This window comes from Amycolatopsis sp. NBC_01488, from assembly GCF_036227105.1.
Classification (GTDB): Bacteria; Actinomycetota; Actinomycetes; order Mycobacteriales; family Pseudonocardiaceae; genus Amycolatopsis.
Genome location: NZ_CP109434.1, coordinates 3,734,829 through 3,755,168 on the forward strand (window position 1 = coordinate 3,734,829; position 20,340 = coordinate 3,755,168).

16 protein-coding genes are annotated in these 20,340 nt (G+C 72.5%); 12 read left to right on the forward strand and 4 right to left on the reverse strand.

The annotated features are described in order from the left end of the window. Positions 1–57 precede the first annotated feature (57 nt). Positions 58–1,839 carry an ABC transporter ATP-binding protein gene (locus tag OG738_RS18120; protein WP_329055401.1) on the reverse strand — a complete coding sequence of 594 codons (1,782 nt, stop codon included), beginning with the start codon at positions 1,837–1,839 and terminating at the stop codon, positions 58–60. A gap of 126 nt (positions 1,840–1,965) precedes the next feature. On the opposite strand from OG738_RS18120, the gene mshB reads away from it, so the two are divergent. Genes mshB through OG738_RS18135 form a run of 3 tightly spaced genes read left to right on the forward strand, consistent with a single transcriptional unit; the run spans position 1,966 to position 3,969 of the window. Beyond that, complete coding sequence (gene mshB, locus OG738_RS18125; protein ID WP_329055403.1) at positions 1,966–2,808, forward strand: N-acetyl-1-D-myo-inositol-2-amino-2-deoxy-alpha-D-glucopyranoside deacetylase; 843 nt, start codon at positions 1,966–1,968, stop codon at positions 2,806–2,808. Continuing rightward, entirely contained in the window at positions 2,805–3,197 is a 393-nt protein-coding gene (locus OG738_RS18130) for a hypothetical protein (RefSeq protein ID WP_329055404.1), read from the forward strand. The genes mshB and OG738_RS18130 overlap by 4 nt, the downstream gene beginning before the upstream one ends. Further along, a complete protein-coding gene (locus tag OG738_RS18135; protein WP_329055405.1) occupies positions 3,190–3,969 on the forward strand; it encodes a hypothetical protein in 780 nt (259 codons plus the stop codon). The genes OG738_RS18130 and OG738_RS18135 overlap by 8 nt, the downstream gene beginning before the upstream one ends. A gap of 28 nt (positions 3,970–3,997) precedes the next feature. Here the strand turns inward: OG738_RS18135 and OG738_RS18140 are convergent, their stop codons facing one another. Further along, entirely contained in the window at positions 3,998–4,759 is a 762-nt protein-coding gene (locus tag OG738_RS18140; RefSeq protein WP_329056744.1) for a site-2 protease family protein, read from the reverse strand. A 261-nt stretch (positions 4,760–5,020) separates the two neighbouring features. On the opposite strand from OG738_RS18140, the gene OG738_RS18145 reads away from it, so the two are divergent. Both OG738_RS18145 and OG738_RS18150 read left to right on the forward strand, forming a co-directional pair. Further along, positions 5,021–5,308, forward strand: a complete 288-nt coding sequence (locus tag OG738_RS18145; protein WP_257918562.1) for a WhiB family transcriptional regulator — start codon at positions 5,021–5,023, stop codon at positions 5,306–5,308. 223 nt (positions 5,309–5,531) lie between these two features. Next, entirely contained in the window at positions 5,532–8,807 is a 3,276-nt protein-coding gene (locus OG738_RS18150) for a glycosyltransferase family 2 protein (protein ID WP_329055406.1), read from the forward strand. A 32-nt stretch (positions 8,808–8,839) separates the two neighbouring features. On the opposite strand, the gene OG738_RS18155 is transcribed toward OG738_RS18150, so the two are convergent. Further along, a complete protein-coding gene (locus OG738_RS18155) occupies positions 8,840–9,304 on the reverse strand; it encodes a metallopeptidase family protein (protein ID WP_167379605.1) in 465 nt (154 codons plus the stop codon). A 79-nt stretch (positions 9,305–9,383) separates the two neighbouring features. Here OG738_RS18155 and OG738_RS18160 point away from each other — a divergent pair, with 79 nt between their 5' ends. The 5 genes from OG738_RS18160 to manA all read left to right on the forward strand — a co-directional run bounded on the left by OG738_RS18160 (position 9,384) and on the right by manA (position 13,833). Beyond that, on the forward strand, positions 9,384–9,737 hold the full coding sequence (locus OG738_RS18160; RefSeq protein WP_026468546.1) for a DUF3499 domain-containing protein: 354 nt from the start codon (positions 9,384–9,386) through the stop codon (positions 9,735–9,737). Positions 9,738–9,817: 80 nt separating this feature from the next. Further along, positions 9,818–11,173 carry a phosphomannomutase/phosphoglucomutase gene (locus OG738_RS18165; RefSeq protein ID WP_329055412.1) on the forward strand — a complete coding sequence of 452 codons (1,356 nt, stop codon included), beginning with the start codon at positions 9,818–9,820 and terminating at the stop codon, positions 11,171–11,173. Between the two features lie 76 nt (positions 11,174–11,249). Further along, complete coding sequence (locus tag OG738_RS18170) at positions 11,250–11,471, forward strand: Trm112 family protein (RefSeq protein WP_329055414.1); 222 nt, start codon at positions 11,250–11,252, stop codon at positions 11,469–11,471. Then, entirely contained in the window at positions 11,455–12,549 is a 1,095-nt protein-coding gene (locus OG738_RS18175) for a hypothetical protein (protein ID WP_329055416.1), read from the forward strand. Before OG738_RS18170 ends, OG738_RS18175 begins: the two co-directional genes overlap by 17 nt. Positions 12,550–12,603: 54 nt before the next feature. Continuing rightward, positions 12,604–13,833 carry a mannose-6-phosphate isomerase, class I gene (gene manA / locus OG738_RS18180; protein WP_329056746.1) on the forward strand — a complete coding sequence of 410 codons (1,230 nt, stop codon included), beginning with the start codon at positions 12,604–12,606 and terminating at the stop codon, positions 13,831–13,833. A 760-nt stretch (positions 13,834–14,593) separates the two neighbouring features. On the opposite strand, the gene OG738_RS18185 is transcribed toward manA, so the two are convergent. Continuing rightward, positions 14,594–17,512, reverse strand: a complete 2,919-nt coding sequence (locus OG738_RS18185; protein WP_329056748.1) for an AfsR/SARP family transcriptional regulator — start codon at positions 17,510–17,512, stop codon at positions 14,594–14,596. A 134-nt stretch (positions 17,513–17,646) separates the two neighbouring features. On the opposite strand from OG738_RS18185, the gene OG738_RS18190 reads away from it, so the two are divergent. Together OG738_RS18190 and OG738_RS18195 are read left to right on the forward strand one after the other, a co-directional pair. Next, on the forward strand, positions 17,647–18,564 hold the full coding sequence (locus tag OG738_RS18190; RefSeq protein WP_329055419.1) for a cation diffusion facilitator family transporter: 918 nt from the start codon (positions 17,647–17,649) through the stop codon (positions 18,562–18,564). Positions 18,565–18,650: 86 nt separating this feature from the next. Continuing rightward, on the forward strand, positions 18,651–20,171 hold the full coding sequence (locus OG738_RS18195) for an amino acid permease (RefSeq protein ID WP_329055420.1): 1,521 nt from the start codon (positions 18,651–18,653) through the stop codon (positions 20,169–20,171). Positions 20,172–20,340 lie beyond the last annotated feature (169 nt).

Below are 20,340 nucleotides of genomic sequence, written 5' to 3' on the forward strand. Positions count from 1 at the left end.
AACGGCGAAGGGCCCGTACCCAGCCGGGTACGGGCCCTTCAACGCGGTGGAGAAGCCTCAGTCGGCGACGGGGGCCAGCTTGCCGGCCTCCCAGGCCGCGCGGCGCTCGGCCTGCAGCACCGGGTCCGCGACCGGCGCCGCCGACAGCAGGCGCTTCGTGTACTCCTGCTGCGGCGAGTGCAGCACCTGGTCCCGCGTGCCGACCTCGACGAGCTTGCCGTGCTGCATCACCGCGACGCGGTCGGCCAGCAGGTCGACCACCGCCAGGTCGTGGCTGATGAACAGGCACGCGAACTGCAGCGACTGCTGCAGGTCGAGGAACAGGTCCAGCACGCGGGCCTGCACCGACACGTCCAGCGCCGACGTCGGCTCGTCCGCGATGAGCAGCGCCGGGTCGAGCGACAGCGCCCGGGCGATCGCCACGCGCTGGCGCTGGCCGCCGGACAGCTCGTGCGGGTAGCGGTTCATGTAGTGCCCGCCCAGCTCGACCTTGTCGAGCAGCGAGCGGACGCGGGCCGACAGATCCTTGCCGGACAGCACCTTGTGCAGCACCATCGGCTCGGCGATCGACTCGCCGATCGTCATCTTCGGGTCCAGCGTGGACGCCGGGTCCTGGAACACGATGGAGAAGAACCGGCGAAGGGGGCGAATCTCCTTCGCGGACATCTTCGTGATGTCCTTGCCGGCGATCGCGATGGTGCCCTCGGTGGCCTGGAGCAGGCCGACGGCGCAGCGGCCGACGGTCGTCTTGCCCGAGCCGGATTCGCCAACCAGGCCGACGATCTCGCCCTTGGCGATGGTCAGCGAGACGTCGTCGACCGCGCGGTTCTTGCCCTGACCGCGACGGCCGGGGTACTCGAGCACCAGGTTCTTGATCTCGAGGGCCGGCGCGGCCTCCTCGATCACGGCCTCCAGCTCCGCGTCGGCCAGCCGGATCTCCTCGGCGATCTTGGCCGCCTCACTGCTGTCGGAGGCGATCCCGGCGTCGTCGAGCAGGCGGCGGCCCTCGGGACGCTGGCCCAGCACCGGCACCGCGGCGAGCAGCCGCCGGGTGTAGTCCTCCTTCGGCGACGCGAACAGCTCGCGCACCGGCGCCTCTTCAACGATCTCGCCCTGGTACATGACGATGACCCGGTCGGCCATGTCGGCGACGACGCCCATGTCGTGGGTGATCAGCACGATCGCCGTGTCGAGGGTGTCGCGCAGCTTGCGCAGCAGGCCCAGGATCTCCGCCTGGACGGTGACGTCGAGCGCGGTGGTCGGCTCGTCGGCGATGATGACCTTCGGGTCGCAGGCGATCGCCATGGCGATGACGACGCGCTGGCGCAGGCCGCCGGAGAGCTGGTGCGGGTACTGCTTGAACCGCAGCGACGGGTTCGGGATGCCGACCAGGTCGAGCAGTTCGACGGCCCGCTTGTCCGCGGCGGCCTTGGAGATGTCCAGGTGCGAGCGCAGGGCCTCGCGCAGCTGCCAGCCGACCGTGTAGACCGGGTTCAGCGCCGTCATCGGCTCCTGGAAGATCATCGCGACCTGGTTGCCGCGGATCTTCTGCATGTCCTTCTCTTTGAGGTCCGCCAGGTTGCGCTCGCCCAGGCGGAGCTCGCCGGCGATCCGGCTGGTCTTGGGCAGCAGGCCCAGCACCGACATCGACGTGACGGACTTGCCGGACCCGGACTCCCCGACCACGGCGACGATCTCGCCCGGCTGCACGTCGAACCCGATGCCCTTGACGGCGTCCACGACGCCGTCCTCGGTCTGGAACGACACGCTCAGGTCGGAGATCGACAGAACGGATCCGGACACGCCGGCGACGTCCGCCGAAGTTGCTTCAGTGCTCACCAAGATGCCCTTCGTGGGGGTACAGACGATCGCGACGCGGCGGTGTTTCTCCTACGCCGCGACTCGCGCGAGGATAACCGAGGGTGTCCCCGACGAAGGTCGGACCACGGGAATTACGCTCAACCCGTGATCTCCCCGGTACCGCGCAGGCTGCTGCTCGTCCACGCCCATCCCGACGACGAGAGCATCACCACCGGCGCCACGATCGCACGATACGCCGCCGAAGGCGCCGAGGTGACCGTGGTGACCTGCACGCTCGGTGAGGAGGGCGAGATCATGGCCGGCCTGCCCGAGCTGGCCGGCCTGGGCGCGTGGGCGGCCGACCAGCTGGGCGGCTACCGCGTCGCCGAGCTGAAGGCCGCGTGCGCTGCGCTGGGGGTGTCACGACATCGTTATCTCGGCGGGATCGGCCGGTGGCGCGATTCGGGCACGGCGGGCACGCCGTCGGCGGCGCACCCCCGGGCGTTCACGGGCGGTGACGCCGAGGAGCAGGCCGCGCAGCTGGCCGGGATCCTCGACGAGGTGCGCCCCCAGGTGGTCGTCACCTACGACGCGTTCGGCGGCTACGGCCACCCCGACCACATCCGCGCCCACGAGATCACCATGGCCGCGGCGACGCGCGCGGAGTCGGTGACGCGGGTGTTCCACACCGTGGCGTCGGCGAACGCGGTGCGCGCCGGGTTGGCCGCGCTGCGTGCCGGGAAGCGCGAGTACGCGGTCCCGCCCGACGACGAGCTGCCGGTGACGCCGGACGAAGAGATCACGACGATTCTCGACGTCGCCGCGTACGTCCCGGCGAAGCTGGCGGCGCTGCGAGCCCACGCGACGCAGCTGGCCGTGGTCGACGGCGACGTCCCGTACTTCGCGCTGACGAACGAGGTCGCCCAGCCGATCCCGGCGCACGACACCTTCGTCCTGGCCCACGGCCCGGCCGAGGGCGCGGCGGACGACCTGTTCGGTGGGTTGTGACCGTGCCCGAGCCGCTGACCTGGGAGCAGAGGCTGTTCCTGCTGCTGCTCGCGTTCGACACCGTGCTGCTGGCCGTGCTGGAGCTGTTCTTCCTGCCGCTGCGGATCGGCGTCGTGCCGCTACCGGTGACGGCCGTCGTCGGCGCCGTCACCACGCCGTGGCTGGTGTCGACGACGGCGAAGCTGGTGCGGCCCGGGCTTTCGTGGGTACCCCTGGCGGTGTGGGTGGTCGTCGTGTTCGGGTTCGGCCTGCTGGGCCCCGGCGGCGACCTGGTGCTGATCCAGGACTGGCGCGCGCTGGTGCTGCTCGGCGCGAGCGCGCTGCCGGGCGCGCTGGTGCTCGGCGGCGGGCTGGGCCGGGCGGCGGGAAGGAACTCGGGACGTGGCTGAAGCGATCTCCGACAAGCAGGTCGTGGCCGTGCTGCGGCCGTTCGTGCGGGCGTGCGGGCCGATGCTCGACGCGCTGCGCGAGTCCGACCCGTTCGGCCTGCAGGCGCGCGCGGCCGACGACCTGGCCGAGGTCGAGTCCGGCCTGAAGGCGAAGCTGATCCACGGCGTGACGTCGGTGAAGGTGCCCGGCACGGCCGCGTGGGCGCGGATGACGGGCTACGACCGGTCGAGCTGGTGGATGAACCGCGTCGGCCGCTTCACGGCGCTCCTGACGTCGATCCCGGGCCTGGGCGGCGCACTGGCCGACCGCCTGCCGGTGCAGGACACGCTGGGGGCGGCGTCGCAGGGTCTGCTGCTGTGCGCGATCGCGGGCGAGTACGGCGTGACGGACGTGGGCACGCGGGTGCGCCTGATCGCGTCGGTGCTGTTCGAACGCGAGATCGACGCCGACCTGGCGGCGGGCAAGCACCCGGAGCACGACGAAGCGGCCGAGGCGGACGAAGCGGCGAAGCTGACCGAAGAGCTGACGGCGTCGGAGAAGAAGCACGGCAAGGCGACGGTGAAGGCGGCGGCGGGGACGCTGTGGCGGCTCGGGCGCGCGCTGGTCGGGATCACCGGGGAGCTGGAGAAGCGGCCGCGGGGGAACCTGCTGCACCGGGCGATCGGGCTGCTGCCGGTCGTGGGCGCCGCCGGCGACTACTTCGGGGAGCGGTCGGGGTTGCGCGAGGTCTGGAAGCGGGCGCACGTCTGGCTGACCGAGCACCGCACCTGATCTTCCCGTGCGGCGCCCGGCTCAAACCTCAGTTCCAGAACTGGAAGACGCTGAACCCGATCTGGGCACCGTCCGCGTAGCCGCCGAACGAGCCGAAGATCGCGTACGCGCCTTTCCACAGCGCGTTGTTCGCCGGCTTGAAGAACCACAGGATCCCGAACAGGATGATCGGCGCCCACGGGCGCACCTTCGCGCCCAGCTCGCGGGCCTGAGGCGGCAGGTACGGCTCGATCGCGCCCCAGCCGTCGAGGCCCGGGATCGGGAGGATGTTGAGGATGAACGTCACGATCTGCAGCAGCGCCAGGTAGGACATCGCGATCACCAGGCCGCCGGCCATCGGGACCAGCGAGACCACCAGTGCCAGCGCCGCGCCGACCGCGAGGTTGCTCAGCGGGCCGGCCAGCGACACCCACGACGACGTCCCGCGAGACCGCAGCGCGCCGCGGTTGATCCACACCGCGCCGCCCGGGAGCGGGATGCCGCCGATGATCAGGAAGACCAGCGGCAGGACGATCGACAGGACCGGGTCGGTGTACTTGCGGACGTCGAGGGTCAGGTAACCCTTGTGGGCGACGCTGTAGTCGCCGCCGCGGTAGGCGACCATCGCGTGGCCGAACTCGTGCAGCGACAGCGACGCCACCCAGCCGGCGGCGACGAAGATCACGACGCCGGCGATGAGCAGCGGATCGCGGTCGCGGACGAAAACGGTGTTGATGTCCCCGAACGCCGCCATCACGCCACCGGCGACGGTGAGCGCGAGGATGCCGAGGAAGACCGGGCTGGGGCGCACTGCTGACTTCTGCACGCTTCCAGTCTTCCGTATGCCCGGTGTGAAGTTACCGGCGTGTCCCCTTGCGCGATCGGGCCCGAACGTCCCCCGAACTCGCTACTCCGCTTGACCTGACCGCACTACACGGGTGTAATCACAGTGATGTCATTCGTCGTCGAGGGGACGGCGAGTGTCGTTTCACCACCGCCAGCCTGGGGAGTGCTAGGGAGCGAGGAGGCGGACGTGCGGTTGGAAGCCGATGGGAAGGAATGGGGGCACGTCATGGGTTGGGGCGAGATCCCGGAGCAGGCTCTGGGAGATCTCACCGAGCTCATCGATGCCACCGAGGAAGAGCAGGATTGGCAGGAACGCGCTCTGTGCGCGCAGACGGACCCGGAGGCGTTCTTCCCCGAGAAGGGCGGTTCCACCCGCGAAGCCAAGCGGATCTGCCTGGGTTGCGAGGTCAAGGACGAGTGCCTTGAGTACGCGCTGGCCCACGACGAGCGCTTCGGCATCTGGGGCGGTCTGTCCGAGCGGGAGCGCCGCAAGCTGAAGAAACGCGCCATCTGAAGCCTGCTCGGGGGCGATTCGGGTTCGCGGAACGCGCGAACCTTGGTCGCACTTCAGGTGTTCTCTGGGGGGTACCCCCAGGCCCCCGGAGGGGGAGTCGCCGGTGATGCGTGGCATCACCGGTGATTCCACGAGGTGAACACTCGGCGTGGGTTCACCACCGGGTGACGGACCGGGGCCGTAGGGTGGCTGCACCGATCCGCCGCCTGATCTGGAGCAGTCGTTGCCCCGCACCGCCGCGCCGCCCGCCCTGCGCACCGCACCCGTTCTGGCCATTGTGGTCTGTCACAACGGCGAAAACTGGTTGCCGCTGGCGCTTTCTTCGTTGCGCCGCAGCACGGTCCGGCCGCGGCACGTGCTCGCCGTCGACACCGGATCCACCGACGCGACGCCCCGGCTGCTCGCCGAAGCGACCGCCGATCCCGGCCCGGATTCGTCGCCCGTGCTCTCCGGGGTCATCACACTTTCGGGCGACACCGGCTTCGCCGCCGCGGTCGCCGAAGCCGTCGCGCACGCCACCGAGCGCTGGGGCGACCCCGGATCCTGGCTGTGGCTGCTGCACGACGACTGCGCGCCCGAGCCCGACTGCCTCGACGAACTCCTGCGCGTCGCCACCAAGAACCCGTCGGCGACGGTGCTCGGCGCGTTGGGGCTCGACTGGACCGATCCGCGGCTGATCGTCGAAGCGGGCCTGTCGACCGACGCGTCCGGCCACCGCCAGCAGATCGCGGCGCTCGGCGAAGAACCCGCCGAAGTGCTCGCCGTGCCCAGTGCGGGCTCGCTCGTGCGCCGCGACGCCTGGGACGACCTCGGCGGCTTCGATCCGGATTTCCCGTTGCTGCGCGAGGATCTCGACTTCGGCTGGCGCGCGAACGCTGCCGGCGGTCTCGTCCTCTCCGTGCCGACCGCGCGGGTCCGGCACGCGCGCGCCGTCACCACCGGGCAGCGCGCGGCGGACGCGGTCGGCACTCCGCTCGTGGCCGCGAACCGCGCCCACGGGCTGCGCGTGTTCCTCGTGAACTGCTCGCCGTTTTCCTTCTGGCTGGGCATGATCCGGCTCCCGGTGCTTTCGGTGCTGCGCGCGCTCGCCTTCGTCCTGCTGCGCCGCACCGGGGAAGCGCGGGCCGAGTTCGCCGCCGCGACGTACCTCCTCAGTGGACGCGGCGGATTGCGCGCCGCACGCGCCCGCCGACGGCGGAATCCGCGGCCGGGCACGGTTCGCGGGCTCTTCACCGGACGCGTGACGCGGCTGCGCAACGCCGTCCGCGCCGGCATCGTCGGGCTGGTGCGCCGCGGCGTCGAGGAAGACGTCGCGCTCGGGCGCGTGCCCGAGACCGTCGAAACCGAGTCGGCGTGGGTGACGCCGGAAGCGCTCGACGCGCGCGAGACGCGTCCGGTCGGTCCCGACGCGCTGCCCGCGGGCGCGCTGCGCGGGCTCAGCTCACGCGGGTCCGGGCTGCGCCGTCCGGGCACGCTCGTCGCCGTCGCCTTGCCGGAAACCCCGGCGCCCGAACCGGTCTCCGAGTCCGCCGAAGAGGCCCCGGCCGCGGTCGAAGAGCCGGAAATCGTCTTCGTCGAGGTGAACCGCCGGCGCGTGCTCGCGGCGACGGTCTTCGCGCCGCCGGTGGTGCTGCTCGTCGTGATGACCGCGCTGGGGCTGGTGGTCAACCGCGCCCGGCTCGGCCTCGACCTCTTCGGCGGCAAGCTCCTTCCGGTCGGCGGGCTCGGCGAGATCTGGTCGTCGTACCTGACGCCGTGGCACGCGGTCGCCGGCGGCACCGGCGCGCCCGCGTCGGCGACGCTGCCGGTGCTCGGCACGCTCGGTGCGGTGTTCGCGCCGCTCGGCGGACCGGCCGCGCTGGTCGCGATCCTGCTCCTCGGCGACATTCCCTTGGCGGCGCTGAGCGCGTACGCGGCGACGCGGCGGCTTCGCGTGCGCCGGTGGGTCCGCGCGGTCGTCGCCGCGGCCTACGCGCTGCTGCCCGCCGCGACCGCCGGGGTCGCGCAGGGCCGGCTCGACGTCGTCGTGGTGCACCTGGTGCTGCCGCTCGTCGCCGCGGGCATCGCGGGACTGCTCGTCCGGGCGGACACGCGGTGGCTGCACGTGTCCGCGCTGTCGGCGTTCGGCGTCGCGCTGCTCGGCGCGTTCTCCCCGCTGGCGCACGGGCTCGCGCTCGCCGGGCTGCTGATCGGGTTCGTGGTGCTGCCCGCGCCGACCGGGCTGGCGCGGCGGATCGCGTCGGTCGGCATCGTGGTGCTGCTGCCGCTGGCGCTGCTGCTGCCGTGGCCGACGGTGCTGCTGCGCCACCCGGAGCTGCTGGTGCAGGGCCTCGGCGGCGCGGCGTCGGCGGTGTCCGGCACCGACCTCGCCGGGCTCGACCCCGGCGGGCCGGGCGCGTGGCCGATCGGCGTCGCGGTGATCGCGGCGGCCTTGGTGGCGCTGGTCGTCCGCCCGACGAAGCTCGCGGCGGGCGGGCTCGCGCTGGCCGCGTTGGGAGCCGGCGGCCTGGTGCTGGTGCGGCTGGTGACGGCGACGCCGATGCAGGGTGGCTCACCCGCGCACGGCCACGCGGGCGTGCCGCTGCTGATCGTCGGCGCCGGGCTGCTGTGGGTCGTGCTCGGGTCGTGGCAGCGCGGCGGCTCGGCCGGGGTGCCGTCGCCGTGGCTGCCGAAGGTGTTCGCGGTCGCCGGGGTCGTGGTGTTCCTCGCGCTGGCGGCCGGCGCGCTGGTCGTCGGCGGCCAGGGGCCGCTACGCGCCGGCGAGCGGCCCGCGCTCGCGCCGGAGGTTTCCGCCGAGCTCGCGGCGTCCGGCCGGTCGGTGCTGGACCTCGCCCCGGACGCGACCCGCCAGATCGGCGGCCGCCTGCCCCACTACGGCGACGACGAGCTGGCCCCGACGCCCGGCACGCCGGCCCGGCTGGCTTCCTGGCGCCGCGACCTCGGCCAAGGCGACGCGGCGGCGGTCCAGCGCGCGTTCGCCGCCGCAGCCGCCGCGGGGGTGCAGTTCGTGGTGCTGCCGGCCGGGGTCGACTCGCAGGCGTACGTGCCGCTGGCTAAGGACCTGGTCTCGGTGGCCGCGCCGACGTCCGATGGCCGTGGCGTGCTTCGCCTGCTCCCACCGGCCGGCCAGGTGATCTTGATCTCGCCGGAACAGGCGAAGGCGGCGGTGACGGGCGGCGGCGCGCCCGGGAACGCGCCGGGCGTGGCACCGGTCCAGGCAGGGCTGCCGGACGTGCGGGTGCGCGTGTCGGACGGCCCGACCGGGCGGCTGCTGGTGCTCGCGGCCGAGCAGGAAGCGGGCTGGAAGGCTTCGGTGGGCGGCAAGAGCGTGCCGATCGTGCCGGCCTGGGGCCACCAGGTGGCGGTGTCGGTGCCGCCGGCGACGTCCGAGGTGACGGTGGAGTTCCCGGGGACGGAACGGAACCTGCTGCTGCTGGCCCAGCTGGCGGCGGTGCTGTTCACGCTGCTGACGGCGGTCCCGGCCCGGCGCCGCCCCTGACTCGAAGCGGCACTTTCCCTATGAAAGTGCCGCTACTCGCCCTCGATGACGTCCGGCTCGACGCCGAGGTACCCCGCCACCTGCTCCACCAGCACGTCGTGAACCAGGTCGGCCAGCTCGGACGGGTCCTTCGCCCGCGCCTCCAGCGGCCGCCGGTACAGCACGATCCGGGCCCGCGTCGGCATCCCCGTGCGGTCCACCCCGGCCGGCACCAGCCGCGACAACGGCACCGCGCCGTCGTGCAGCACGCCGTCCGAAGGCGCGCGGCCGTTCTCGCGGACCTCGGGTACGTCGTCGACCGCCACGTCGAGCTTCGTCAGCTCGTGGCGCCAGCGGGCTTCGATCGGCTCCAGCGCGTCGAGCACCAGCGCGTCGAACCGCTCCGCGCGGCTCGCGGCGGCGGGCAGGGTCGCCGGGTACAGCGTCCCGCGCAGACCCCGGCCGTGCCGGTCCCGTCGCGAGCGCCGCCGCTGTCGGTAGTCACGAGCCGTCGCCACCCCGGAAGTCTATGCGGTCGGCACGTCCCAGCGCGTGTCGCTCCTCCTAGCTTGCGGCGACGCGCTATCGTTTCGGATCGTGCGGAGCGTACGGAAGTGTTCGCGTACCGGCTGTCTCGAGCCGGCTGTGGCCACGCTGACGTATGCCTACAGCGACTCGACCGCCGTCGTCGGCCCCTTGGCCACCGCCTCCGAGCCGCACTCGTACGACCTCTGCGAAGCCCACGCGCTGCGGCTGACCGTCCCCAAGGGCTGGGAAGTCGTCCGGCACGAAGGCGCCTTCGCCGCGCCGGACCCGTCGGCCGACGAGCTGACGGCGCTGGCCGAGGCCGTGCGCGAGGCCGGCCGCCCCGGCAAGCCGGCCCCCGCGCCCGAGCCGGAGGGCCCGTCCGGGCGCCGCGGCCACCTGCGGGTCCTGCCCGGCCGCGCCTGAACGCGTAACCCACCTCCGTCGCCGGTAGGCTTTCCGCGCGGCGCAGCGGGCGCCGGGACGACTAATCGCGGGGAGACGGCGTGCCAGACCTTTCGGGCATCGTGAAGGCCTACGACATTCGCGGCGTGGTCGGCGAGCAGCTCGACGCGGACCTCGTCCGCGACTTCGGCGCCGCGTTCGCCCTGCTCATCAAGCCGGAAGCGCCGGCCGTGGTGATCGGGCACGACATGCGGGACTCCTCGCCGGGACTGGCGGCGGCCTTCGCCGAGGGCGTCACCTCGCAGGGCCTCGACGTCGTGAGCATCGGGCTGGCCAGCACCGACCAGCTGTACTTCGCCTCGGGTTCGCTGAACCTGCCGGGCGCGATGTTCACCGCGAGCCACAACCCGGCCAAGTACAACGGCATCAAGATGTGCCGCGCGGGCGCGTCCCCGGTCGGCCAGGACACCGGGCTCGCCGAGATCCGCGACACCGTCGAGCAGGGCGTCCCCGGCTTCGAGGGCCAGCGCGGCACCGTCTCCGAGCGGGACGTCCTCGCCGACTACGCGGCCTACCTGCGCAACCTCGTCGACCTGTCGGGCAGCCGGCCGCTGAAGATCGTCGTCGACGCGGGCAACGGCATGGGCGGGCACACCGTCCCGACCGTCTTCGACGGGCTCCCGATCGACGTCGTCCCGATGTACTTCGAGCTCGACGGCAGCTTCCCGAACCACGAGGCCAACCCGCTCGACCCGGCCAACATCGTCGACCTGCAGGCGAAGGTGCGCGAGGTCGGCGCGGACGCCGGGGTGGCCTTCGACGGCGACGCCGACCGCTGCTTCATCGTCGACGAGCGCGGCGAGCCGGTTTCGCCGAGCGCGATCACCGCGCTAGTGGCCGTCCGCGAGCTGGCGAAGGACCCGGGCGGCACGGTCATCCACAACCTGATCACGTCCAAGGGCGTCCCGGAGATCGTCGCCGAGCACGGCGGCAAGCCGGTCCGCACCCGCGTCGGGCACTCGTTCATCAAGGCCGAGATGGCCCGCACCGGCGCCATCTTCGGCGGCGAGCACTCCGCGCACTACTACTTCCGCGACTTCTGGCGCGCCGACACCGGCATGCTGGCGGCGCTGCACGTCCTCGCCGCGCTCGGCGAGCAGAACGGCCCGCTGTCCGAGCTGACCAGCGCGTACTCGCGCTACGCGGCGTCGGGCGAGATCAACTCGACCGTGGACGACCAGGTCGCGAAGATGATGGCCGTCAAGGACGCCTTCGGCGTCCGCACCGGCGTCGAGATCGACGAGCTGGACGGCCTGACCGTGCAGTTGCCCGGCGGCGCCTGGTTCAACCTGCGCCCGTCGAACACCGAACCGCTGCTGCGGCTCAACGTCGAAGCCGCGAACGCCGAGGCCGTGCAGGGGCTGGTGGACGAAGTACTCGCGATCATCCGCACCTGACCGTCCACGATGAAGGGCCGTAACCGTGTCCTGAAGGTGCCCTTCATCACACCCCTCTGCGTGGTATGGAGGAACCATGGCCATCACGCTCGACGCCCAGCTCCTCGAGATCCTGGCGTGCCCGTCGCCCGATCACGCCCCGTTGCGCCCCGGGGCGCCGGGCGACCCCGAGGCCGACGCACTGACGTGCACCGAATGCGGCCGGGTGTACCCGGTCCGTGACGGGATCCCGGTGCTGCTCCTCGACGAGGCCACCGAGCCGGCGGACAACGGAAAATCCGATGCCGACAGTGCTTGACGACTCGCTGCTCGACGACCCCGCGCGGCTGGCCGAGGCCGACAGCGCGGGGCTGCTCCGGGCGGCCGCGATGGCCGGCGCCCAGGTGCGGGCGGCCGCCGAGCTCGCCGCCGACATGGAGCTGGCCGAGCGGCTCGACGTCGGCCGCCCGCGCGCCGTCGTCCTCATCGACCGGCCAGGGGTGAGCCGGACGCTCACGCGGCTGCTCGCCGCGCTGCTCGCGCCGACGTGCCCGGTGCCGGTCGTGATCGCCGAAGTCGTGCCGAGCTGGATCGGCGCGCTCGACGTCGTGTTCGCGCACACCGACGACCCCGGAGACCGCGAACTCGCCGCGTCGCTGGAACGTGCCGCGCGCTTCGGCGCGTCCGTGGTGCTCTCCGCGCCGGCCGAGGGCCCGGTCGCGGCCGCGGTGGCGGGCAAGGGCCTGCTGCTGGCGCCGCGCATCCCGGTGCCGCCGGAGCTGGCGTTCCCGCGCGGCCTGGCCGCGGGGCTGCTCACCGCGAACGCGCTGGGCCTGCTGGTCTCCGACGTCGAGGTGCTGGCCGACCAGCTCGACCTGGAGGCCGAGAAGGACTACTTGGCCCGGGACTCGTTCGCGAACCCGGCCAAGGCGCTCGCCCTGCGGGTCGCGGACCGCGTGCCGCTGCTGTGGGGGCTGGACCCGGTCGCGGTCGCCGTCGGCGAGCACGCTGCGCACGCGTTCGCCGCCCATGCGGCTACTGTGTGTGACGTTGAAGACTTTCGTCAGGCTTTGGCGCGCCCCGCGTTGCGGCGGGCGGCGCAATCGAGTGGCGCGGAGCGTGACATCTTCGCCGATCCGGACGATCCATCAGGTGACATCCCCACCCGGGTGCTGCTCCTCTCGGTGCGGACCGGTCCGGCGACGGACGCGGCCCGCTTCCAAGCGGAGGAACTGCTACCCGGTGCGGAGGTCATCGCCCCGGCCGAGGAGATCGAGGCCGACGAAATCGTGCGGGCCGCGGTGCTGGCGCTGCGGTTCGAACTGGCGGCGGTCTATCTCGGGCTGGCGGCGGGCAGCATCGGCGGCGCGGGCCGCTTCGCCCCCGCGACGGCGTGAGACCCGCCGAGCACCGGCCCCGGCCGGCGCCGAAGGAGTGGAGTTGAGGTGACAGTGGAGCTGCTGCGCAACGCGGTGCGGCCCTACGCCTGGGGATCGCGGACGGCGATCCCCGAGCTGCTGGGCCGTCCGGTACCCGCGCCGCACCCCGAGGCCGAGCTGTGGATGGGTGCCCACCCGGGTGACCCGTCGCACGTCATCGGCCCCGACGGGACCGAGCGGAGCCTGCTCGAGCTGGTCGACGCCGACCCGGTGACCCAGCTCGGCGAGCGGTGCGCGAAGCGGTGGGGCGGGCGGCTGCCGTTCCTGCTGAAGATCCTCGCCGCGGAAGAGCCGCTGTCGATGCAGGCGCACCCGTCGGCGGCGCAGGCCGCGGAGGGGCACGCCCGCGAGGAGCGGCTGGGCATCCCGCGTGACGCCGCGAACCGCAACTACCCGGACCCGACGGCGAAGCCGGAGCTGGTCTGCGCGCTGACGGAGTTCCACGCGCTGGCCGGCTTCCGCGCGCCGGACCGCACGGTGAAGCTGTTGAAGGCGATCGAGACGCCGGGGCTGGCGAAGTACACCGGGCTGATCGAGGCGCAGCCGGACCCGTCCGGGCTGCGGGCGCTGTTCACGACGTGGATCACGCTGCCGCAGCCGACGCTCGATTCGCTGTTGCCGGAGGTGCTGGACGCCTGCGTCCGGCACGTGCAGGAGCACGGCGAGTTCGCGGTCGAGTGCCGGACGATCCTCGAGCTGGGCGAGGCGCACCCGCGTGACGCGGGCGTGCTGGCGGCGTTGCTGCTCAACCGGCTGACGTTGCGCGCGGGCGAGGCGATCTACCTGCCGGCCGGCAACCTGCACCTGTACCTGCACGGCACGGCCGTGGAGATCCTGGCGAACTCGGACAACATCCTGCGGTGCGGGCTGACGCCGAAGCACGTGGACGTCCCGGAGCTGCTGCGCGTGGTCGACTTCGCGTGCGGCGAGATGCCGGTCCAGTGCGGCGACGGCGGCGACCGTCTTTCGGTCTACCGGACGGACGCGCCGGAGTTCGAGCTGTCGCGCGTCGAGTGGGCCGCGGGCCAGGACGACGAGATCGCGGTCGACAGCATCGGCCCGCAGATCCTGCTGTGCACGGCAGGTGACCTGCTCGTGACGGCCGACGACGGCGAGAAGGTCGAGCTGCGGCGGGGCCAGTCGGTGTGGCTGCCGGCGGCGGATCCGCCGGTGCGCGTGCGTTCCGTGGGCGGCGTGCGGTCCCAGCTGTTCCGGGCGACCGCGGGGACCTGCGAAGACTGACGGGGTTTGTCCGAAGGCCACCACCGGGGTTCCGGTGGTGGCCTTCGTCGTTTTGGGCGCGGTCGTTTGTTTTTGGGCGCGGTCGTTCTGGGTGCCGGTCGTTCCGGTGCGGCGGGTTCTGTGTGCGTTCCGTGTGGCGGCTTCGGCCACGATCGACCCAGAGGGATGACCCTGGTGCGGTGCTGCGCGTCACCGGCCCGCTGGGGGTGGCGCCGGTCGGGCAACGCCCGGCGCCCGTGGGCTGGGGGTGGTGCCGCGAGGGGGCGGCACCACCCTGCGCTGCCGTGGGGATGCTGGGCGGGGGTGGCTCGCCGGTCGGGCGGGGAGGGCCGGCCGGCGGGGCGGCGCGCGAGAGCTGCCCTCGGTGGTGATCGCGGACGGATGTCGCGTGATTGAGGGCGGGTCTCGCGTGACTGGAGGCGGATTTCGCGTGATTGGAGGCGGATTTCGCGTGATTGGAGGCGGATTTCGCGTGATGGGGGCGGATCTCGCGTGACCGGAGGCGACCTCGCGCGGTCGGCCGGGCGTTTCGCGTGATTGGAGGCGGGTCTCGCGTGGCCGGGGCGGATCTCGCGTGACCAAGGCGACCTCGCGTGATCGGCCGCGGGTCTCGCGTGATTGGGGGCGGATGTCGCGTGATTGGGAGCGGGTCTCGCGTGATTGGAGGGGGATCTCGCGTGATTGGCGGGGCATCTCGCGTGATTCGAGGGGCATCACGCTTGATTGGCGGGACGACACGGCTGGGCCGGGAGCGCCGGGGTCAGGCCGGCCTCGTCAGCGCGAGCAGCGCTCGCCGCAAGACGGCCGCGCTTGCGTCGCGGGGGTCGGCCAGGCCGGCCGCCGCGGATGCCGCCTCCAGAGCCGATGCCGAGTCGCCCACTTCTTCGCATGCTCGGCTCAGTACCAGCCACGTCAGGCCCGTCGCCGAGCGGCCGCCCATCTCGCGGAACTCGTCCAGGCACGCGCGGAGCACCGGGATCGCCTGCTGCGCGCGGCCTTCGCCGATCCAGCTCGCCGCCAGGGCGCGGGTGCAGGACAGCTCCCGGGGCCGCTCGTCGAGGTCGCGGGCCAGGTCTCGGGCCTCCTCGAACGCCGCCGTCGCGCGGTCGCGCGACCCCGTCGCGGCCGAGATCGCGCCCAGGGTGCGCAACGACTTCGCCAACGCCGAACGGGCCATCGTGCCGCGGAGCAGCGCCACCGACTCGGTGATCGCCGTCGCCGCCTGTGCGCCGTCGCCCGTCAGGAGGGACGACCAGGCGAACCCGTGCAGCGCAGTGCCGATGCGGCGCGGGTCGGCGGTGGCCCGCGCCGAGGCCAGGGCGGCGCGGTCGACCTCCCGGGCGTCCGCCACCCGGCCCAAGCGCAGCAGCGCCGCCGATTCCGCTTCACGGACGAGCAGCGCCTCGGGCTGATCGTCCATAGTGGACAGAGCGCGGACGGTGTGCAGCGCCTCCGAAGCGCGGCCCAGGCCGACCAGGCAGTGCGCCAGGTTCGCCGAAACCCACGCGTGCGTCCGGCGGTCGCCGTGGGCTTCCAGCTCCTTCGCGCACTCGCGGTACGCGGCCGCCGCCTCCTCGTACTGCCCGCGCGCGTGCCGCAACAGAGCCAGGTTCGCCTCGGCGATCGCCGCCGTCGGGCGGTCGTCCGTCGTCGCCAGGACCGTTTCGTACGCCGCGCGCATGTCGGCGTAGTGGCCGTGCAGGTACAGGTAGACGCTCAGCTTGTCCAGCAGCAGCAACGCTTCCCGCGCCCCCAGCGACCCGATCAGCCGCACGAGGTTCGCGCGCTCGGCCGCGAACCACTCGTCCGGCCGCGCGAGCAGCCGTTCGACCAACGAGCTCGGCAACGGCTGCACGAACGGCTCGTGCGCCATCGCCGGCATCGGCACCGTGCGCGGCAGGCGGGCCGCGGCAGCGTCGGCGAGCGCGAGGGTCGCCGCGAGCACCGTCGAAGCGCCGCCCTCGACCGGTGGTCCCTCCGCCGCGTACAGGCGGACGAGGTCGTGCATCCGGTAGCGGCCCTCGCCGGTCGCGTCCGGTTCGCGCGCCTCCAGCAGGCTCGCTTCGACAAGCTCCTCGACCGCCTCGTCGGCGTCCGCGCCGATCAGCGTCGTGACCGCCCACGCCGGGAGATCGACGAGCCGGCACCGGCCGAGCAAGCTGAACGCGCGCCGCGCCGGCGGGCTCAGGCCGTCGTGGCTCAGCGCGATGCTGCTCCGGACGGCCAGGTCGCTCACCGTCAGCTCGTCGAGCCGGCGGACCTCGTCCTCCAGCCGGTCGGCCAGCTCGCCGAGCCGCAGGTGCGGGCGGATGGCGAGCCTGCTGCCCGCGATCCGCAGGGCCAGCGGCAACCGCGCGCACGCCGCGATGATCCGGCCGGCGTCCGCACGCTCTCGCGTTACCCGAGCTCCGGCGAGCCGGTTCAGCAGCTCGGCGGCTTCGGCGTCGGACAGCGGGCCGAGCGGCAGCCGGTACGCGCCGGCCAGCCCGCTCAGGCGCTGACGGCTCGTCACGAGCACCGCACAGCCCGGCGTGCCCGGCAGCAGCGCGCGGACGTGCTCGGGGTCGACGGCGTCGTCGAGCACCACCAGCACCCGCCGATCCGCCAGCCGGCCGCGGAACGCCGCCGCGCGGGCGCCGACGTCGTCCGGCACCGCCGGGCCGGGCACGCCGAGCGCGCGCAGCAGGTCGGCCAGCACCTCGCCGATGGCACGCCCGCCCAGGGGCACGTACAGCTGGCCGTCCGGGAAGCGCGGCCGCAGCCGATGTGCCGCGCGCACGGCCAGGGTGCTCTTGCCCGCTCCCGGTTCGCCGGTGAGGACGGCGATCGGGACGCCGACGCCGCTGCCCAGCACGCCGGCCAGCCCGTCGAGCTCGGTGTCGCGGCCGGTGAAGTCCGCGATGTCGGGCGGCAGCTGGCACACCGGCCAGACCGGCGGCGGCATGCGCGGCACCGGGTCCTCACCGCGCAGGACGGCGGCGTGCACGCGGCGCACTTCGGCGCCCGGTTCGACGCCGAGTTCCTCGACGAGCGTGGCCCGCAGCCGCCGGTAGATCTCCAGCGAGTCGCCCTGCCGCCCGGCCCGGTGCAGCGCGATCATCAGCTGCGCGGCCAGCCGTTCCCGCAGCGGGTGCTCGGTGATCATGGCCTGCAGCTCGCCGGTCAGTTCGTCGTGGCGCCCGGCGGTCAGCTCCGTGTCGACGCAGTCCTCGAAGACGGCGAGGCGTTCGGACTCCAGCCGCGCGACGTCGGCGTCGAGCCGCGGGACGTGCAGCCCGGCCAGCACCGGCCCCCGCCACTGCGCGAGCGCCCGCCGGTAGTGCCCCGACGTGGCGACGGCGTCCCCGGCCCGCTGCCCCTCGGCGACTGCCGACCGGAAGACGAGCAGGTCGAGCTCGTCCGGCTCGACGCGCAGCCGGTAGCCGAGCGGCCCGTGCTCGACGCGCAGGCCGTCGATCCGCTCGCGCAGCCGCGAGAGGTAGGTGTGCAGGTTCGAGGCGTAGGACTTCGGTGGCCGCTCCGGCCACAGCGCTTCGACCAGCACGTCGACGTGGACGTGCTGGTTGGCGTTGAGCAGCAGCACGGCCAGCAGGGTGCGCTGCCGCTCGCCGCGCAGCGCGACCCAGTGCCCGGGCGGGCTCTCGACGGCGAGCGGCCCGAGCACGCCGAAGTGCGCCATGTCCACCTTCCCCAGTGCCGGAGCGGCCACCGTAGCGAAGGGGTCCGACAAAACCGGGCGGTGCGGCGCGGCAACCGATCAGGGTCCTCTAGGCTCCAAACCGGCAATTCGGGAACTTCGGCAGGGGAGCGGTCGTGTCAGCTGGAGGCGGAACCAAGGCGATCATCGCCGCGCTCGGGGCGAACGCCGGGATCGCGGTCGCGAAGTTCGCCGGCTTCCTCGTCACCGGGTCGTCGTCGATGCTCGCGGAGTCCGTGCATTCGCTGGCCGACACCACGAACCAGGGCCTGCTGCTGCTCGGGCAGAAGACGTCGAAGCGCGCGGCCGACAAGGAGCACCCGTTCGGCTACGGCCGCGACCGGTACTTCTACTCCTTCATCGTCGCGCTGATGCTCTTCACCCTCGGTTCCGCCTTCGCGATCTACGAAGGCGTCCACAAGGTCGGGCACCCCGAACCGCTCGACTCGCCGATCGTCGCCGTGATCATCCTCGTCGTCGCGATGTGCCTGGAGGGCTACAGCTTCTCCACCGCCGTCGGCGAGTCGCGGAAGATCAAGGGCGACGCCACCTGGTGGGGCTTCATCCGCCAGGCCAAGGAACCGGAACTCCCCGTAGTCCTCCTGGAGGACGCGGGCGCGCTGCTCGGCCTCGTCTTCGCGCTGCTGGGCGTCGGGCTGTCGGTCATCACCGGCGACCCCGTCTGGGACGGCGTCGGCACCCTCGCGATCGGCGCGCTGCTCGGCGTCATCGCGATCATCCTCATCGTCGAGATGAAGAGCCTGCTCATCGGCGAGGGCGTCACCGAGCCGGTGCTCGCGACGATCGTCGACGAGCTCGCCGCGGGCAAGGTCGAGCGGGTCATCCACATCCGGACCCAGTACCTGGGCCCGGACGAGCTGCTCGTCGCCGCGAAGCTGGCCATGGTGCCCGGCCTCGACACCGCCGAACTGGCCACGGCCATCGACGACGCCGAGGCCCGCGTGCGCGCCAAGGTGCCTGTTGCCAAGTTGATCTACCTCGAACCGGATCTCGACCGCAGTCTCGCCAGGTAGGTTCCGGCGCTCGGCGAGCCGTCACGCGTCTGACCCGATAGGGTGACCTACTGCGATACATGCAGGCCAGCCACAGGAGGTCAACGGTGCCGGGAACGGGATTGTGGCGCACCAAATCCATCGAGCAGTCCATTTCGGACACCGACGAGCCGGACACGAAGCTCCGGCGGAACCTGAGCGCGTGGGACCTCACGGTGTTCGGGGTCGCGGTCGTCATCGGGGCCGGCATCTTCACGCTCACCGCGCGCACGGCCGGTGACTACGCCGGCCCGTCGGTCTCGCTGGCCTTCGTCTTCGCGGCGATCGCCTGCGCGCTGGCGGCCCTGTGCTACGCCGAGTTCGCCTCGACCGTGCCGGTCGCGGGCAGCGCGTACACGTTCTCCTACGCCACGTTCGGCGAGTTCATGGCGTGGATCATCGGCTGGGACCTGATCCTCGAGCTCGCCGTCGGCGCGGCTGCGGTGTCCAAGGGCTGGTCGGTCTACCTCGAGACGGTGCTCGGCTACCTCTTCGGCAAGGGCACGAAGACGACGTTCGGCATCGGCAGCGTGACCGTCGACTGGGGTGCCCTGCTCGTGGTGGCAGTCCTGACGACGCTGCTGGCCGTCGGCACCAAGCTGTCGTCGCGGGTGTCGATGGTGATCACCGGCATCAAGGTCGCCGTCGTGCTGTTCGTGATCATCCTCGGCCTCTTCTACATCAAGGGCGCCAACTACTCGCCGTACATCCCGCCGGGCTCGACCGGCGGCTCGGGCGAGACCGGCATCGACCAGTCGCTGTTCTCGCTGATCGCCGGCGGCGCGAGTAGCTCGTTCGGTGTGTTCGGCCTGCTGGCCGGCGCGTCGCTGGTGTTCTTCGCGTTCATCGGCTTCGACATCGTCGCGACCACCGCCGAGGAGACGAAGAACCCGCAGAAGGCCGTCCCGCGCGGGATCATGGGCTCGCTGGCGATCGTCACCGTGCTGTACGTCGCGGTCTCGCTGGTGGTCGTCGGCATGACGTCGTACAAGAACCTGGCCACCTCGGCGGGCGACGGCAGCCACAAGACCCTCGCCACGGCGTTCTCCGCGAACGGCGTCGACTGGGCGGCGAACATCATCTCCTTCGGCGCGCTGGCCGGCCTGACCACCGTCGTCATGGTGCTGATGCTGGGCCAGGTCCGGATCATCTACGCGATGTCGCGCGACGGCCTGATGCCGCGCGGGCTGGCCAAGACGGGCGAGCACGGCACGCCGAAGCGCGCGACGCTCATCGTCGGCGGCCTGGTCGCGCTCGCGGCCGGCTTCTTCCCGGCGGACAAGCTCGAAGAGATGGTCAACGTCGGCACGCTCTTCGCGTTCGTGCTGGTCTCGGCGGGCGTGCTGATCCTGCGCCGGACGCGGCCCGACCTGCCCCGCGCGTTCAAGGTGCCGCTGGTGCCGCTGATCCCGATCCTGGCGATCCTCGCGTGCCTGTGGCTGATGCTGAACCTGACCGTGCTGACGTGGCTGCGGTTCGTCGCCTGGATGATCGTCGGCGTGCTGATCTACTTCGGCTACAGCCGGGGGCACTCGCTGCTCGGCAAGCGGCAGGCCAGCGGACTCGAGGAGCCGGTCAAGGAGGCCTAGCGCGTCACTCGTACGGGTAGCCCCGCCGACCGGCGTTCGCGCAGGTCGGCGGGGCTTTTTCGCGCAACTTCACAGGGGACGATCTTGCTGTTCGTGCCTAAAAGGGGACCCCGTGTAGCGGGTCGAGTGACGTGCGATACCTTTCGATCCTTCGCGTGCCACTGACGGG